14 protein-coding genes are annotated in these 16270 nt (G+C 67.2%); 5 read left to right on the top strand and 9 right to left on the bottom strand.

All coding sequences use genetic code 11. From position 1 onward, the window contains the following. Nucleotide 1 precedes the first annotated feature (1 nt). Together ACZ5C2_RS35190 and ACZ5C2_RS35185 are read left to right on the top strand one after the other, a co-directional pair. On the top strand, nt 2-2200 hold the full coding sequence (locus ACZ5C2_RS35190; RefSeq protein WP_468800434.1) for a PPE domain-containing protein: 2199 nt from the start codon (nt 2-4) through the stop codon (nt 2198-2200). Between the two features lie 9 nt (nt 2201-2209). After that, entirely contained in the window at nt 2210-2839 is a 630-nt protein-coding gene (locus ACZ5C2_RS35185; protein ID WP_468800431.1) for a hypothetical protein, read from the top strand. A 147-nt stretch (nt 2840-2986) separates the two neighbouring features. On the opposite strand, the gene ACZ5C2_RS35180 is transcribed toward ACZ5C2_RS35185, so the two are convergent. The 7 genes from ACZ5C2_RS35180 to ACZ5C2_RS35150 all read right to left on the bottom strand — a co-directional run bounded on the left by ACZ5C2_RS35180 (nt 2987) and on the right by ACZ5C2_RS35150 (nt 10318). Next, nucleotides 2987-3265 carry a hypothetical protein gene (locus ACZ5C2_RS35180; protein ID WP_468800428.1) on the bottom strand — a complete coding sequence of 93 codons (279 nt, stop codon included), beginning with the start codon at nt 3263-3265 and terminating at the stop codon, nt 2987-2989. A gap of 278 nt (nt 3266-3543) precedes the next feature. Next, nucleotides 3544-3933: a hypothetical protein gene (locus tag ACZ5C2_RS35175; protein ID WP_468800425.1), complete on the bottom strand. Its 390-nt coding sequence runs from the start codon at nt 3931-3933 to the stop codon at nt 3544-3546. Nucleotides 3934-4102: 169 nt separating this feature from the next. Next, nucleotides 4103-8548 carry a putative T7SS-secreted protein gene (locus ACZ5C2_RS35170; RefSeq protein WP_468800422.1) on the bottom strand — a complete coding sequence of 1482 codons (4446 nt, stop codon included), beginning with the start codon at nt 8546-8548 and terminating at the stop codon, nt 4103-4105. 23 nt (nt 8549-8571) lie between these two features. Then, nucleotides 8572-9045: a hypothetical protein gene (locus ACZ5C2_RS35165; protein ID WP_468800419.1), complete on the bottom strand. Its 474-nt coding sequence runs from the start codon at nt 9043-9045 to the stop codon at nt 8572-8574. Next, the gene (locus ACZ5C2_RS35160) at nt 9042-9497 is read right to left on the bottom strand and encodes an SseB family protein (protein ID WP_468800416.1); all 456 of its coding nucleotides are present in this window, start codon (nt 9495-9497) and stop codon (nt 9042-9044) included. The genes ACZ5C2_RS35165 and ACZ5C2_RS35160 overlap by 4 nt, the downstream gene beginning before the upstream one ends. 147 nt (nt 9498-9644) lie before the next feature. Beyond that, nucleotides 9645-9956: a WXG100 family type VII secretion target gene (locus ACZ5C2_RS35155; protein ID WP_468800414.1), complete on the bottom strand. Its 312-nt coding sequence runs from the start codon at nt 9954-9956 to the stop codon at nt 9645-9647. A gap of 29 nt (nt 9957-9985) precedes the next feature. Next, on the bottom strand, nt 9986-10318 hold the full coding sequence (locus ACZ5C2_RS35150; protein ID WP_468800412.1) for a WXG100 family type VII secretion target: 333 nt from the start codon (nt 10316-10318) through the stop codon (nt 9986-9988). Nucleotides 10319-10649: 331 nt separating this feature from the next. On the opposite strand from ACZ5C2_RS35150, the gene ACZ5C2_RS35145 reads away from it, so the two are divergent. Then, a complete protein-coding gene (locus ACZ5C2_RS35145; RefSeq protein ID WP_468800410.1) occupies nt 10650-10961 on the top strand; it encodes a DUF397 domain-containing protein in 312 nt (103 codons plus the stop codon). A gap of 98 nt (nt 10962-11059) precedes the next feature. Here ACZ5C2_RS35145 and mycP read toward each other — a convergent pair whose 3' ends face one another. Together mycP and eccB are read right to left on the bottom strand one after the other, a co-directional pair. Beyond that, complete coding sequence (gene mycP / locus ACZ5C2_RS35140; RefSeq protein ID WP_468800408.1) at nt 11060-12277, bottom strand: type VII secretion-associated serine protease mycosin; 1218 nt, start codon at nt 12275-12277, stop codon at nt 11060-11062. A 37-nt stretch (nt 12278-12314) separates the two neighbouring features. Next, nucleotides 12315-13841 carry a type VII secretion protein EccB gene (eccB, locus tag ACZ5C2_RS35135; RefSeq protein WP_468800406.1) on the bottom strand — a complete coding sequence of 509 codons (1527 nt, stop codon included), beginning with the start codon at nt 13839-13841 and terminating at the stop codon, nt 12315-12317. Nucleotides 13842-14018: 177 nt separating this feature from the next. Here eccB and eccE point away from each other — a divergent pair, with 177 nt between their 5' ends. Beyond that, complete coding sequence (eccE, locus tag ACZ5C2_RS35130) at nt 14019-15347, top strand: type VII secretion protein EccE (RefSeq protein ID WP_468800404.1); 1329 nt, start codon at nt 14019-14021, stop codon at nt 15345-15347. Then, on the top strand, nt 15344-16114 hold the full coding sequence (locus ACZ5C2_RS35125) for a hypothetical protein (RefSeq protein ID WP_468800402.1): 771 nt from the start codon (nt 15344-15346) through the stop codon (nt 16112-16114). The genes eccE and ACZ5C2_RS35125 overlap by 4 nt, the downstream gene beginning before the upstream one ends. Nucleotides 16115-16270 lie beyond the last annotated feature (156 nt).

The following is a 16270-nucleotide window of genomic DNA, read 5'->3' as shown; positions in this document are numbered from 1 at the left end:
CGTGTCCATCACTTACCAACAGCTACGGACTTCGAATCTCGCATCACTGTCCGCCGCCGTCGACGCCTGGAGCCACCTGCCTGAGCAAATTGACACGGTCGCTCGATCGTTCGGGAGTACGGTCACGAAGGGACTCAGGGATTCGGACTGGAAGGGGGAAACAGCAACAGAGGCGCTCTCCAAGTTCGACCTGATCGAAAAGCAGATGAAAGCAGCCTCTGACGAGGCTCACGACGTCCACACCCTCTTACGGAGTTCACTCGAAGCCTTCCAGGACGCCAAAGATGAGCTCAAAAAGATCGAAAAGTACGTAGCAGAAGACAAGTATCTGAAGATCACCCCTGAAGGACAGGTGTACTGTGACACCTCCTCCGCGCCACCGGAGCACCAGGGCTCTCTGAACAAGGGCTACTCCGGTGCGGTGCAGGACTACAACACCAGGATCGATGCCGCGCTCAAGAACGCAGACGACGCGGATCTCGCCCTGCAGTACGCCTTGACGTCGGATCCGAACAGCGACGCACGGGGGTTCAATACCGAAAGCGCCAGCACTGTCAAGGAGGCAGAGCGGAGAAGACGCGAAGCGATTCAAGACGCGAACGCGATGGCCACGCTCGCCCGAAAAGGCGGCGAGTTGAGTGTCGACGACGTCAAGCACATGCGAAGCGTCCTCACCAAGCATGAGGGTGATCCGCTGTTCAACGAAAAATTCGCGACAGGTCTCGGCGCTGAGGGAACTCTGCAGTTCTGGGTGGACCTGTCCGATGCGCATGCCGGTGCGCAAGGCTCAGAGTTGAGGGAGCTACAAACGTTCCAGAATCAGCTCAGCACTAATCTGGCCAAAGCCACCCACTCCGATTCGCGCGCTATGGACCAGTGGAAGCAAGCGGTAATCACCGCGGGCAATACCAGCTTCCGATCGGATCCCGCCGACCCTCTACGCCCCCCTACGGGGGCCGTCGGCTTCCAGGTGATGAGCAGCCTCATGAGTACAGGGCACTACGATACGGCGTTCCTCGACGATTACGGAAAAGCTCTCCTGAAGGTCGACATGGCACCGGAGGGTGAGGGAAAGTACACCGATGAGGTCTGGCAAAGAGGAGCCGACCTGGTCTTCGGGAAAGAAACCGGTCGCGATCCCCTGAACGGTTACCTGGATGCCCTGTCCCACAACCCGGAAGCTGCCACACAAATGCTTTCCGGCAAGTCAGACCTTAATCACCTGCTGGAGAGCAGCACGTACACCGACCGTGGAAGTTCCTTGGGGCCGGCACTGGAAGCAGCAGTAACCGGTATCGCGCCTGACCTGCCGACCGACAGGGTGCCACCGCACAGCAAGGAACAAGTAGAAATCATGCAAAATGTCATGCACGCGGTTGCGCAGTCGGGCGGTGGCGCCGATCTGGTCAACAAAACGGGCCTTGGTGAGAGCTTTGGCCATATGGCCTCAGCGTACATGCCAGAAATCAGCATTTCACTGGCCGGACCCGGCTCCGAGCCTGCCCTATTGACGAACAGCGCTGCACCCCAAGGGCTCGAGCGCACGGATGTTACCCGCTTCTTGTACGAAGTCTCCCGAGATCTGGACGGGAAAGTAGCAATTCAGTACGGAGAGACTGCCTACACTGCCAGTCTTCTTGAGGCGCATGTAGCGGATTCTTCTCTGTACGACGGCAGCACGGACAATGCTATCGCAACGGTTGCACATAGTGCGGGAATGGTCCAAGGAATCGTGGGACATTCGACTGCAGATGCTGAAATCGGCCGCTCGATCGGTACTGAAAAAGATTACAACGAGGCAATTAAGAAGCAGGGAGATTTCATCAAAACCATGGCCGCCACGGGTATCGGTGTCGGCTCAGTCGCTCTCGTCCCTGCCACGGCATCAGGAGCCCTGGTGGCCGCCACTGCCGGAGGGTTCTTCTCTGGAGTATCAGGCATGGCAGTGGACCGGTTCTACGACGGCAAGCAGCTTGACGGTGCTCTGGATGAATCGTTGTATCGCACTGGCCAGGACCTCAACAGGACGCAGGATTCAGTGGTACAACAAACACAGTGGTCTGCCGTGGATGCTATCGCAGTCCACGGTTCCCAACTCCCAGAGGACGCTACCAAGGATTTGATCCGAAACTCGGTCAACCAAGGATGGCGTCTGAGCGACAACGCTCTTGAGGACACACACGCGCGCCCCAGCGCCTGACCTGTATCGGTGGCTGTAGCCATGAAAAAGAATGTCAGGACACTACTGGCAAGCGGCGTGGGATGTATTCTCGTCTTCGGAGGGATTTTCAGCTACCAATATCTTTTCACCAGTGGGCTTGAGCACCTCCCGCAGAAGGTTTGCTCCGGCTCTGTGGACAGGGAGATCGCTCTTAAGGCCCTCCCTCCATCTCGCAGCGCCGAAGAAGGCGACGACACAGGCACCCCCGGCCAACATTTTTTCTTCACTTGCCACGTCTCCACCAACGGTGACTCCATTCTGTCTGGTGAGTCCAAGACCGCCGATTCTTCAGTCGCCAACTGGGTCCGTTTCTACACAGGTAAACGCGATGGAGAGCTGGTGCGGACAGACAAGGGCTCCGTAAAAGTACTCTCCGTGTCCGGCGGGTTGGCAAGCGTCTATGTTCCCTGCACACCTCCCGACATCAATCCTGATACAGCCATTCAATCTTACGCCCTCATAACCGAAGCAAGGACAGTCGGGGAAACTCGCGCGAAAAATGATGAGCTACGCCAAGTCGTCACTGATTTCGCGTATGCCATTACGAAGCACGCATACAAAGTAGGTAAGTGCCAGGAGGCCAAGTCACTCCCCCCAGATCTCAGTAATGCCTACTGAGCACGAGGAGCGAGAATTCTATTCCTGCGGCAGCAGTTCAAGATTTACCAGCCACGCTGGCAGGCAATCGATATTCATTCACGCGTCCGAGTTACCCAGTTGAAGCGGTCCCATTCATCCACTGGTTTCGCGAACTCGAGGTCAGCTTCACGGAATCGGCACTTCACGCAGGCGAGAAATAATGAGATCGAAATCCGAAAGAGCCCGCCTGCAGAAATCTTGCTCTTGCGCGTTGATGCGATTGACCACATCTGCGAAGGCGGGGTTCATGAGCCCTTGAGCTTCAATAATAATTCGACTGGGCAGTAGCACCCAGTTCCTCCTTGTGCGGTCAAGCGTCCACTCGACTTGTGTGGGGGTAGCCCGCACCGCGTCCTCGATGAGCCGCGCCGTATGCTCGCTACGATTCTTGAAGCGCCATTTCATGCGTGGCACCTGAAGGTAGCCGTAAACAAGATTCGACTCCGTGGAAATTCCAAACCATTCAATCTCACCGAATCTACTGAGAGCGCACATCGCACGGATACTTCGATCAGACACTTGACACATCAAGCGAAAAGCAAGCGATCTTCGACCGCGAACGACGGGACTACTTGGGCTTTCATCTCACCCGTACATTCACCCATACGTCGCCCCTTCGTGGAAAATATCCAGCACTTAACTTGGCCAGGCCCAAAAACTCTCTGAACTTCCGATTCCAGACCTTACGGCAATCGAGGAACAGTTTGTAGCCACTCTGCTAGCTGATGGAACTCCGGTGCGTCCCGGGGGATAAAGTCGATGATCGGCTGAAGGAGTTTCAGAAGATTCTTGATGCGCCGCAGTCGCAGAATCTCCTGCTTCGAAAGCGACCTCCATTCAACCGTGGTAGCGGCCACTTCATCTCGGGATTCATGAATCTCTCTAAACACGGCACGACACGCCTCGATAGGATCTCGAATCGGGTCGCCCTGCACGGCACCAAATCGCTGGACAGCAAAAGCGCGTACATAAATTTCGTCGGCAAGAATGCTCGCTGTATCAAACTCTGCACTATCTCGTTTCCGACAAAGTGCCGCCAGGGCCAGCCGAACCCAACGGAGCTGAGTCTCCACACCCAGGCCGGTATTTTGCATCCTACCAACGGACAAGTCGCGGACCATTTCCCAGGTTTGCCAGTCGTCATTCGAACTGTCCGATCGGTTTACCCAGGCCTCTAGTTCGTCAAGTGAAGCTCTTGCGATCCCTTCACTTTCGACTGGTGTCGAGTTCCCGCCAGGCGACTCATTCGACGAATATGATTCCCGCACGTTCGAATGCCTCCCTTCCTATTGCAAGGCTATCTCGTGATGGCTTGTAGTGGCCGCTGTTATTGTTGATTTCCAGGCCGATGTAGGTTCCATCACTCCCGGCTATATCGGCCTCTCCAGCCGTCTGAACTGACTCTCCGCGGGTCAGGACGGGATGCTTGAGCTCAATTCCAGCAACATACTTGGGCATGACGAGAAGGTCACCATTCTGATCAACCACCCATTTTATGCTCCCAGAATTGATTGCTTCATCAAACCCGCTGTCGCCTACCCTTAGCGGGCCGACAGCCAGACTTTCGGCAGCGGCCAGCTCACTTTCGAGTTCTCCCGGCATCTGATTCTTATATGACGGTGCAAGCCCAAGAGTGTCAGCGCCACCCAGCGGATTTCTTACATACTCCGCCGGGTTGGGTGCGGGTGCCAGACCCAGTGGGTCCGCCGTGAGATACCGCGCCGTTTCCGGGTCGTAGTGGCGGAAGTAGTTGTAGTGGAGGCCTGTTTCCGGGTCGTGGTACTGGCCGGGGAAGCGGAGGGGGGTGTAGGCGGTGCTGGAGGTGGGCCAGGTTGTCGTGCCCCAGAGGGTGGTGCGGGTGCGCCAGGCTATGTCGCCCTGTTCGTCGATGAGTTCGGTGGGGGTGCCGACCAGGTCGGTGACGATGGCGAAGAAGCGGGAGTCGATTTCGTGCTGGGGGGCGTCCGCTGCGGTGATGCGTTCCGACTGGGTGATGGGGTGGAGGCCCCGGTGGTTCCAGGTGAGGGTGACGGGGTTGGGGAGGGTCGGGGATGTTGTGGTTTGTTCGCAGAGGGTGGTGCCGTCCCAGGTGAACAGGGTCTGCTCAGTGACTGATTCGCCGTCGGCCGCCAGGCGGAGTTTGGCCGTTCTGCGGCCCAGGGGGTCGTAGGTGTAGCGCCAGCGGGTGCCGTCGGGGGTGGTGACCGCGGTCAGGCGGTCTTCCGCGTCCCAGGTGTAGTGCCAGGTGTCGGGCTTGCGGGAGAGGCGGGGTTTCTGACGGAGGGTGGTGCGGCCCAGGGCGTCGTGTTCGTAGCGGACCTGGCCGGCTCGGGTGATGCGGGTGCCCGCGTAGGTGCGGGAACCGGTTGCTTCGCCGCCCGGATGCGACGTCGGCCACGACGCGGAGGTCTGGTTGCCGGCCTCGTCGTAGGCGTAGCGCTCCGTCCAGTTCGCGGCATGTACGGCCGTCACGCGGCCCGTCGCGTCCAGGTCGAAGCGGCGCGGGCCGGAAAGCTGGTCGTCGATGCCGATCAGGTGGCCGTCGGCGCGGTAGGTGTACGCGCGGTGCTGCACGGAACGGCCGTCTGTGCCCGTCACCGACTGGGTGGCCAGGCGGCCCAAGGGGTCGAACGTGTGGTCCAGGGTGACCGTTTCGCCCATGCGGCGGGTCAGTTCCCGGCCTGCCGGGTCGTAGGTGAAGTCAATGGTGTGGCCCGACGCCGTCATGGCGGCGCTGCGGCCCGTCGCGTCGTAGGCCCAGGTGGTGATCGCGCCGGTGGGGGTCGTACGCGACGTGCGGCGGCCGAGGGCGTCATAGGTGTGGGACAGCGTGCGGTCGTCGACCGTTTCGGCGAGGGCTCGGCCGTACGCGTCCCGGTCGATCGTCAGGGTGGTGCCGTCGGGGGCGGTGGCCGCGATCAGTCGGCCGGTGGTGTCGTACGCGTAGGTGGTGGCTCCGTCGGGCGTGCGCTTGGTGGTCACCCGGCCCATGGCGTCGCGTTCGTACGACAGGGTGTGGGCCAGTGCGTTCTCGCGGGACGTCAGACGGCCTGCCGCGTCGTACGCGTACGTCAATGTGCGGTCGTCGAAGTCCGTCTCCGTGACCAGACGCCCCGCTGGGTCGTATCCGTACCTCCAGGTCAGGCCCTGCGGGTTGGTGACCTTGGTGAGGTTCAGCTCTGTGTCGTGCTCGAACTCGTAGCGCACTCCGTCCGGGCCCGTGCGGGCCGTCAGCAGGTCGAAGTGCGTGTATTCGAAGTGTGTGGTGCCGCCGAGTCGGTCGGTGTGGGTGGTGCAGTTGCCCTCGCCGTCGTAGGTCCAGGACTCGGTCGTGCCGTCGGCGGCGGTGCGGCGGGCCAGGCGGCCCTCCACCGTCCACTCCAGGCGGGTCACCACGCCTGTGGGGTCCGTGATCGTGACGGGGCGGCCGAAGGCGTCGCGGTCGTATGACGTCGTCGCGCCGAGGCGGTCCGTGATGCGCACGGGGAGGCCCGCGTCGTCGCAGTGGACTGTGGTCGTGTGGCCGAGGGGGTCCACCACGGCCGTCAGGTGGCCCCGCTCGTCGTGCTCGAAGTGGGTCGTGTGGCCCGTCGGCGCTGTGAGGGAGGTTCTGTTGCCCCGGGCGTCGTACGTCTGGTGGACGGTGGTGCCGTCCGGGTGCCGGACCGTGGTGGGGAGGTGGAGGGCGTTGTAGTCCGCTTGGGACTCGCGGCCGTCGGGGCGTACGACCGAGGTGAGGTCTCCTGCCTCGTCGTAGGTGAAGCGGGTGGTGTGGCCCAGGGGGTCGGTGCGGGAGAGCAGGCGGTTGAAGCGGTCCCGTTCGAAGCGGGTGACCGCGCCGAGTGGGTCGGTTTCCGCCACCACCTGGCAGCGGTGGTTGATGAAGTAGCGGCGGACGTGGCCCGTACCGGTGGTGGCCGTGGTGGTGCGCAGTCCGGTTTCCGGGTCGCGTTCGCTGTAGTGGAGGCGCAGGCTCATGTGGCCGTTGGTGCCGCCCTCGGCGATGCAGCGGTCGTGGTCGTCGTATTCGTACGTGTAGCCGCGGTCGTTGGTGTCGGTCCAGGAGGTGATGCGGCCGGCCGTGTCGTAGGTGAAGCGCAGTGGGCGGCCGGAGGAGTTGACGACCTCCGTGAGGTCGCCGGTCTCCGAGTAGCCGTAGCGGATCAGTTCCTGGTCCGCGCCGGTCAGGTGCAGGGCCGTGATGCGGTGGTCTTGTGTCGTGATGCGGATGTCGTGGCCCGCGCTGTGGGACAGCGCGGTGGGGGTGCCGGTGGCGTCGTATTCGACGGTGATGCTGTTGCCGTTGCGGTCCTCGAGCTGTCGTATGAGGGCGTGGTCGTCCGCCTGGGTGGTGAAGTGGCGGACGGTGCCGGTGTGCGGGTCGGTGACGGTGTAGCCGTCGTCCGTGGTGCGCAGGGGCCAGCGCGGGCCCTCCGTCGGGAGGACGGTCTCGCCCGGGCCGGGGTGGGGGTAGGCGAGGAGGAGTCCGTCCTCGTCGACCAGGACGATGCGCTCCGGCTCGATCTCCAGACGCTGGTCCACCGTGGAGGACCAGGACGGGCCGAACCAGCGGCCCGCGCGGAAGCCGGACTCCGCGCGGCGCCGGAAGAGCAAAGGCAGTGCACCGGGCAGGGCCACGTCCGTCTGCGGCAGGTACATCTTGCCGGTGGCCAGGTTGACGGGGTCGGTGGGGTCGTGGTGAGCGGGTGAGCTGTTGTCGCTGTGGGCGTTCGGCTCGCTGTCGTCGAGGTGGGAGCCGGCCGTGCCGAGGCCGGTCGGGCTGCCGAGCGCGTTACGGCCGTCCATGTGGCGCGCCAGGCTTCCCGCGCCCTTGAAGGCCGCGCCGCCGGCCAGGCTCGGGGCCATGTAGCCGAGCATGCGGACCGGGTCCTTCTGGAACTCGTCCCAGGTGTTGGACACCCCCGTGTAGACGTCCTTCGAGAAGCCGACCGGGTCCCGGACCGCGCCGACGCCGCCGTCGATGACCATCGCCCCGTCGTGGAGGTAGGCCTTCGGTTCGGTCAGCAGGCGGCCGGGGTTGACGGCGAGCCCGAATTCGACGAGGTCGTTCCAGCCCTCCTTGGCGCCGTCGGTCAGGCGCTGCCAGCCGCTCGGGCGTTTCGGCGCCTTCTCGGCCGCCTTGTGCAGCGTGCGCTTCGCGGCGCCTGCCGCCTCCGTCACCTCGCCCTGCGCGGTGTTGATCCGCTCGACCAGTTCCGCCATCGCGGTGCGGCCCGGGTCGGTCTCGGGGGGCCGGGTCGGCAGGGTCGTGTCGCCGGCCTTGATCGCCGCGTTGTAGCCGTCCACGGCCTTGGCGTACTGGCGGGAGAGGTCGCGGGCCGTGGGTGCCTCGTGGTCGAGGATCTGCTGGGTGAGGCGCTGGGCTCCGTCGAGGATCTCGCGGTAGGCGAGTACGGCGGCGCCCGCTTCGACGAACGCGTCCATCGCGCCGTCGAGTTCCTCGGGGAGCTTCTTGACCGTCTTGCGGAACTCCTCGGCGGCCTCGCCCTGCCAGGGTTCGGTGTTGAGTTTGCGCAGTTGCTCCGCGCCCTCGCCGAAGTGTGCGGCCGCACCGCCGAGCTTCTTGATCAGCCGGTCGAGCTCGGCGGGTTTGCCCGGTACCCAGTCCTGGACGGTGTCCGCGGGGGATATCCAGATACGGCGGAAGAGGAACCGTTTGTCCGTCATGCTGGGTGTTCCTGCTCCTGCCTCTACTTCTTGCCCGGGTCCACCGGCTCCATACGGGCGCGGAACTCCTTGCGTTCCTCGGCGATGCCGTGGTCCTCCAGGAAGCCGGTGACGGGGTGGTCGTCCTCGAACTGCTGCTGCCGTTCGAGCATCATGGCCTTGTACCGGGTCTTGGTCTCGGTGACCAGGAAGTCGTTGATGGTGGCGCTCAGCGCGGAGACGATCACGTCGGCGTCGTCGGCGATGCAGCCCAGGCCGTGGCACCACTTGTCGAGGAAGTCACCGACCGACTCGGTGACTTCGGCGGCTCCGGTCGTGTCCTCGGTGACCTGGAAGGGGTCGTCGAACATCTGCTCCGCACGTTCACCGGCGATCTTCCGGGCGGCGGCCGTGGACTCTTCGAGGGGGCGCGCGATCGACTGGAGGAACTGCACCTCCCACTTGAACTCGCCGCCGTCCGCTCCCAGTGGGATGAGCCAGCCCTGTACGTCGCTCATGCCGCACCGCCCCGGGGACGGTACGAGACGTGCAGCACCGGCTCTACGGCGGTGGCGGCCGACGCGAGTCGTACGGCGTGCTCGGCGGCCGGGTCCAGCCAGACGTCGAGTCCCGGTGGCAGCAGGCCGAGGAGGTCGGTGCCCGTCGTCGAGAACCAGGCTCCTCCACCCGTGAACAGCTCGAACTGTTCCAGCGACGTGAACACCGGCACCAGCCGGGCCGGGGCCGGTTCAGGGGCGGTGACGGTGGCCAGGTCGAGGATGCGGGACCGCGGCGAGGCGTCGGCCGGCGGGGAAGTCGGTGCGATCACCGTCAAGAAGCCCGGCTCTTCGGGCCGTTCGCCATACACGCGGGACCGGAGGAACGTGTCGAACACCTCCTGCGGCGATGCCTCACCGCGCTTGGCCCGTCGTACCGTCTCCACCAAGTCGACGTCACTGGTCGCTGTCATGCCGGCGCCGCCCCCGTTCGCACGCATGTACTCAACGATCACACGCGCGGAGCGCCATGTGCACCTTTGCCAACCGACATGTGGCGAGGCGCACATGCGGAGAGGCGGCCCGTCATCGGGCCGCCTCCGTTCTCCACTCTGCCTGCCTCAGCCCATCAACATGCGGAACCGGGCCGCGTTGCCGTGGTCGGTGTCCTTGTAGCCGATGACCGACTCGTCGAGGAGCTGGGCGATGCGGGCCAGCTTCTGGACCATCTGGTCCATCTCCGCGCTGCTGCTGCGCTGGATCTCGGCGTAGGCGGTCTTCGCCTCGCCCTCCCAGGTCTCGGCGACGGCCTTGACCTTGCGCATGAGGATCTCGAGTTGCTCGCTCATCTCCTTGGCCGTCTTGCGCACGTCCTGCGCGGCCTGGGTGACGGTGTCGAAGTTGACCGCGGTGCGGTCGTAGTTGACGGTCACTGCTGTCTCCTGGGTGGCGGCGGTGTCGGTCAGGCGAGGTCGGTGATGCGGCTGGTGACCTGGTAGGAGTTGTCCACCTTGCGGATCTCCGAGACGCGTTCCTGCTCGTGCGAGCTGAAGCCCTTGACGCTCATCCGCATGACCTCCTCCAGGTCGACCAGGTCGTCCTGGAGCTTCTTCAGGTGCTGGTTGACCCCGCGCTGGACGGTGTCGAACTCCTTGCCCGCGGCGCCCTGCCAGCCCGCCTGGATCATGTCGACGACGGTGTTGAGGGACGTCACCTTGCTGCTGACGTCCGTGTGGAAGTCACGGATCTTGTCCGCGAGGTCCGTGAGATCCGAGTCGCTGTAGTCGACGCTCATGGTCTCGTGCCCTCCTCATGAAGTGCTGGACGGGTGTCCAGGCGTCCTGGCGGGCAAGAACCGCTGCCTCCCTGCGCGACGCGTGGTCGCAGCGCCGCACCGCCCCCGTGCGATACCACATACGTGGCACCCGGGGCCACTTTAGTCACTTGGTGTGGGTGTTCCAACTGCAAAGCGGCTACGGGCCAGTTCACGGCGGGTAATCTCCGCCGGAACCGCGAGATCCGGTCACCGCGCGGGCACCCCCGCGGGGCGCGCGGGCACCCCCCGCGGGGTGCCCAATACTGTGACCGAGGATCGTTCGTACGTCACGAAAGGACATCGCTGCGCCATGGCTGAACTGCCGGACCAGGAGCGTGAGACGCCCGAGGAGATCAAGGCGCGCAAGGAGCGTGAGCGGGACGAGCTGTACGCACTGGACATCTCGGGTGTCGAGTGGCATTCCGCTCCGGGCACGGAGGAGCACGAGGAGCGGGTGGAGATCGCCTATCTGCCCGACGGCGCCGTGGCCATGCGGTCCTCGCTCGACCCGGCGACGGTGCTGCGCTACACGGAGGCGGAGTGGCGCGCCTTCGTACTCGGCGCACGGGACGGGGAGTTCGACCTGGAGCCGTCGCCGGGGAACGGCGCGCCCGCAGAGTGAGGCGGGGCCCGGCGCGCCGGCTGCCGAGTGCCCCGGGAGGCGGCGCGCCCGCGGAGTGAGACCGGGGAACGCGCAGGCTGCCAGGTGCCCCGGGGACGTCAGGCCCTCCGTGCTCCCCCACGGCGCCGGCGCAGATCGCGCAGGGTCACCGCCGTACCGGCGATGACGGTGATCAGCACCGCCGTGATGCCCAGGGCGTAGGCCGCGCGGCGTTCGTCGCGTTCCGCCGGGGTCTCCGCCAGGGAGAACGGGGCCACGTCCGGGGCCTCGGCCCTGGTCACCCCGGGATCGGGCGTGGGCGACGACGGAGGGTCCGCGAGGTCGGACTCCTGGACGGCGCGGACCGGGTCGACCACGCCCCAGCCGACGAAGTCGTCGTGGCCGTTGACCGGGCGTTCCGCCGTCTGCTCGATCCGGGTGACGATCTGGGCCGTGGTCCAGTCCGGGTGCTTCTCCTTGAGCAGGGCCGCCACGCCGGCCACGAAGGGGGCCGAGAAGCTGGTGCCGCTGTCGGTGCACTGGCCGCCGCCGGGGACGGTGGAGACGATGTCGACGCCGGGCGCGGCCACTCCCACGAAGTCCCCGGCCTGCGAGAAGGCGGCACGTTCGTTGTTCCGGTCGGAGGAGGCGACGGCCAGCACTCCGTCGAAGGCCGCGGGATAGGTGTTCTTGACCTTGCCGTCCAGGCCGTCGTTGCCCGCGGAGGCGACCACGACGACGTCCGCCGCGATCGCCTCGCGCACGGCCTCGGCGAGGGCGGAGCCTGCGGACAGCGGCTTGGTGGTGTCCTGCGAGATGTTGATGACGTCGGCGCCCCGGGCCACGGCGTGGTCGATGGCCCGCGCCATGGAGTCGGAGTCGCCGCTGCTGTCGGCGTCGTTCTGCCGGATGGGGATGACGGTGGCGTTCGGGGCCAGGCCGACGAATCCGGTGCCTTCGCGGGGCCTGGCGGCGATGATGCCGGCGACCTTGGTGCCGTGGCCCACCTCGTCGGCGGTGGGGTCGCCGCCCTTGCCCTTGGTGAGCAGGTCCAGTCCGGCCGACTTGTCGACGGCGCCGACGAGTTGGGGGTTCCGGTCGTCGACGCCGGTGTCGATGACGGCCACGCGTACGCCCTTGCCCTCGTCCGTGCCCTCCCACAGCTCGTCCAGCAGAACCCGCTGCAGCGGCCAGGGACGGGCCTTGAACTGCTGCTTGCTGGGATAGGTGCACTCACCGCTGCCGTCGAGGCGCAGACGCTGCGGCGCGTCCTGCGCCGGGCCGAGCGCGGTCAGGAGTACGGCGGCGGCCAGCAGGGCGGCCTTGGTCGGCGACACCGGTGCGGTCCCTTCCTGTTGTACGTCTGCGGGGCGGTCACGAACCCTGGGGCTGGCGTGCGCCGTTGGTGTCGAGGCGCGGTCCCCTGGCGAGGAACTCGGACCAGGCCAGCGGGATCCGTGCCGGACGGACGTTCTGGTAGCCGAGTTTGACCTGGGCCTCGCTGGGTTCCGGTGCGTCGTCCGCGCCCTCGCCGGGGTCCGCGGCGCCGATGTCGGAAGCCTCGCTGTCGCTGTCGCCGTTCGCCTGAACGGCGTACCGCAGTCCGGTGTCGGTCACCAGGAAGAGGGATCCGGCGTCGGAGGCGGTGCCCTGGATCTGGGTGTAGAGCTGGCCGGTTCCGGGGGTGACGTAGGTGCTGGTGCCGCCGGCCGTGATCTCGACCGGGTAGCCGCTGCCCGCCCAGGTGCTGAGGTCGGTCGAGTTGTCCTGGCCCACGTCGCGCAGCACGCTGCACACCGTGTCGCGGCCGCTTTCGGGGGAGTTGACCTGGCGGGCCCTGCGGTCCGGCCAGTCGGCGGGCTGGCCGGCGAACGGTTCGGGGTCGGCGGTGAAGTCCTGGAGGCCGACGGTGCGGGCCTTGCCGTTCATGTCGAGGGGGGCCGTCTGCGGCGAGGAGATCAGCAGCCAGGCGGTGAACTCGCTGACCGGCTGCACCTTGCCGGGCAGGACGACGTAGTACCGGGTGCCTTCGCCGGTCTCGGTCCGCAGGACCGTGCCGACCCTGTTCTCGTCCGCCGACAGCTGCCCCGGCACGCCCGCGGGGTCGCCGACGCCGGACGGCAGCCGGGGGAAGCCGACGGGGTCGCCCTCGTGGAGGGTGGCCAGCCATTCCTCGCTGACGACTTGGGGCTTGCGGGAGCCGACGAGGGCGATGGTCAGCGGGTCGGTCTCCGCGCCGGTGACCATGTACGAGGTGCCGCGGGCATCGACGAGGTGGCGCTCACCGGTGCGGGTCTTCACGTAGAGCGTGTCCCCGCCGGAGAGACGGCCTGTGCCGTCGGTCTTCTCCCGGTCGGCGCCGGCGAGCACGAACGTCGCCTGCTGGACGGTGCCGTTGCCGTCCTTGCCGCCGGGCTGCGCGCAGACGGCCCAGCGCTTGGCGCGGCCCGCCTCGTCCGCGGAGGGCAGCCGGTCGGGTGCGTAGGGGATGCCCAGGATGGGTCCGCGCGGCAGCTCGCCGGAGTCGAGGATCTTGTCCTCGACCTGGACGACCTTGTATCCCGCGTCCTTCATCAGCAGCCGCGCGGACGCGAGGTTGAGCACGGGGTGCAGGCGGGTGACGCCGTCGGTGTCCAGGACGACGTACCGGGTCGTCGACTGCTTGCCGACGATCACCCGCGCGCCGGGTTCGTCCCAGCCGGGAGGGGCCGTGGGCTTGAACATGCCCCAGGCCCCGAACACGCCCAGCACCAGCGCGCCGACCACCAGACTGGGGACGACGGCCCGCAGCGGCCGGGGTGCTCCCTCCTCCGTACCCGACGGTGAGGGCTGGAGGAAGGCGGCCAGCATGCGCCGCTTCGCAAACGTGTAGGCGTTGAGTTCGTCCCGCCGTGATGCCATGAGTGAGTGCAGCTCCCCCGCTTACCGCCCCCGGGGACCGAATCCCGGGCCGCCCGTTGTCGGACCGGCCCCCTACTATGCCTGGTGATCGTCGGTGCGTGTGGAGCAGGTAGGGTACGGGCTTTTCCGGGCCGTGGCGGTGCAGTTGGCCGGGCGGTGAGCAGAGCGGGGGATGGAGTGAGGGCTTCGGGGACGCGGGTGCGCGGCCCGGCGGGGGCGCCGGGCAGTGCTGCGGGCGGTCCGGGAGGCGCGGGCCGGCCGGCGGCGGGCGATCCGCCTGTGCTGGGGGCGCTGCGGCTCGGCACACGCCCGGGCCGGGGCAATTCGTTCCGGTTGCAACGACTCGTGCTGCTGGAGATCGCCGCGGCCGTGCTGCTGGTCGGCTGGGTGGCCGGTCCGGTCGTCCTGGTGCCCGCCGTGGTCGTCGCCGCGGTGCTGGTGGTGCTGGCCGTCGTCCGCCGGCGCGGGCGCTCGCTGCCCGAATGGCTGGCGACGGCACGGGCGTTGCGGGCGCGGCAGCGGCGGGCCGCGGCGGCCGAGGTGCCGCCGGGGACCGAGCCGGGGCTGGCGCCGGTGCTCGAATGCGCCCCGGCGCTGCGGACGTACTCCCACGGTGTACGGGACCGGCGGCCGGTGGGGATCATCGGGGACGGCACCTTCGTCACGGCGGTGGTGCACGTGGAGGCCGATTTCACCGCGCTGCGCGCGGAGCGGAGCCGGCGGCCGCTGCCGCTCGCCCTGGTGCGGGACGCGCTCGAAGTGGACGGGATCCGGCTGGAGTCGGCGCAGATCGTGCTGCACACCCAGCCCGCTCCCGCGCTGCATCTGCCGCCGCAGTCGGTGGCGGTCGCCAACTACGCGCCGCTGCAGGAGCAGACGGAGGCCCCGGCGGTGCGCATCACGTGGATCGCGCTGAAGCTGGACCCCGAACTGTGTCCCGAGGCCGTGGCCGCACGCGGCGGCGGACTGGTCGGGGCGCAGAAGTGTGTCGCCCGCGCGGCTCATCATCTCGCCAGCCGGTTGACGGGTGCCGGTTTCCGCACGACGGTGCTGGATGAGGAGGAGCTGATCGCCGCGCTCGCCACGTCGGCGTGCGCCAATCCGCTGGTCACGGCGGAGGCCGGGCGGACCGGGACGAGGGAGCGGCGGACCGAGGAGTCCGGCCGCAGCTGGCGCTGCGACAACCGCAGGCACACGACGTACTGGATACGGCGCTGGCCCGGAACCGGTGGGAGCGGCGGGCCCTCGCTGCCCCAGTTCGTCGCCCGGGTCACGGCCGTTCCGGCGCTCGCCACCACCTTCAGTCTCACGCTGGCGCGCGCGGAGGGGCAGGAGGTGTCCCTGTCCGGGCATCTGCGGGTGACCGGGCGCGGCGACGACGAACTGGTGGCGGCGCGCCGTGCGTTGGAGGATTCCGCACGGCGGGCGGGGGCGGATCTGGCCCGGCTGGATCGCGAGCAGCTGCCCGCCGTGCTGGCCACGCTGCCGCTGGGAGGCGCGCGATGACGACGTCCACGACGCCGGCGCCCGGCGGGGGCGGCGCGGGATCGGGTGCTCGGGGGCCGGTCCGGCGGCTGCTCAGCGGCTTCGGACCGACCGGGCCCCGGCACGGGCGGCACACGCTGTCCGTGGACCAGGTGGACGCGCTCGCGCTGCCGATCGGCGACGACGGGGTCATCGCCGGTGTCGACGCCGACGGCCGGCCCGCGGTGCTCGGGCTGAACCGGCCCACACCGTACGACGTCGTCCTGATCGGCGGCCTGTGGACGGCGCAGGTGCTCGCGTTGCGGGCGGCGGCGACGGGGGCGCGGGTCGCGGTGGAGACGGGACGCCCGCAGGCCTGGCAGCGGATGCTGCACGCCATGGGAGGCGGGCAGAACGGGCTGACGGTGTACGACGTGGGGCGCGTGCCGCCGCAGGGCGCGTCGGCTGGGACGCCCGTGCTGGTGGTGCGGGACTGCGGCATGCGGCCGCCGCGGGGGCGGGTCGTCTCGGGGCCTTGGCAGTCGCTGCTGACGCTGCTGCCGTATCTGAGCCCGGTCGCGCCGGGGCTGCTCCGGCGGGCCAGGCTGGCGGGCATCCAGCGGGTCTCCCCCGACGAGGCGGCGGAGCTCGGCCGGACGATGGGGCTCTCCCGGGCGGAGGTGGAGTCGCTGCCGGCCCTCGCCGACGGGGTGACGCTCTGGTGCGCCGACGGCGACCGGCAGTACGTGACGACCCGGCCCACGGACGCGGAGACCGGACTGCTGGGCATGCCCCGACGGATGGACTGAGCGGGACGGGACGGCGGGGGCACCGTTTCACCCCCCGGCTTTCACTTCGGACCCCTATGAATGCCGTTGATGCCCTGTTTGCGGGTGATTGTCGGGCGACTGCCCACCGGTCGCTGCCCGTTGCGCCCTGTGGAGGGGGGCGGGCGGGCCTGCCGT

It is taken from the genome of Streptomyces sp. NPDC031365, from assembly GCF_055569765.1.
Note: the sequence above shows the minus strand (reverse complement) of the source record. Positions and strands in the feature narration are given on the sequence as shown.